The sequence below is a fragment of the Jejuia spongiicola genome (assembly GCF_023502325.1).
Classification (GTDB): domain Bacteria; phylum Bacteroidota; class Bacteroidia; order Flavobacteriales; family Flavobacteriaceae; genus Wocania_A; species Wocania_A spongiicola.
This window is the reverse complement of record NZ_JAMFLZ010000032.1, coordinates 1-362: the sequence shown is the minus strand read 5'-3', so window position 1 is coordinate 362 and position 362 is coordinate 1. Positions and strand designations below refer to the sequence as shown.

Sequence of the window (362 nt, the reverse complement as noted above, 5' to 3'; positions counted from 1 at the left end):
CTGGAACTCCAACAACATCGGGAACAGCAAACTTCGCCATCAACTTTGGAGGACAAACATGTACCTTCTCACTTACCGTTGATGTATTGAGCGCTACCGTATTAACCCTAGACTGTGCAGGTGCACTACCATCGCCACCAACAGCTACAGAAAATGTAGTCTATGGAGGATCGGCAAGCATCCCGTACACAGGAGGTAATGGAACTAGTTATGGAAATGGAGCAGTTATCAACTCTACCGGAGTAACAGGATTGACAGGTCTTGTTGGAGCAGGAACGCTTGCAAACGGTAATGGATTTATTACATTTTTCGTTTCAGGAACACCAACCTCAGCGGGAACAGCAGATTTCGCCATCAGTTTC

1 pseudogene is annotated in these 362 nt (G+C 46.4%); it reads left to right on the top strand.

Features of this window, described 5'->3' with window-relative positions:
* Positions 1–362: pseudogene (locus M3P09_RS17225) on the top strand (hypothetical protein); the annotation flags it as partial.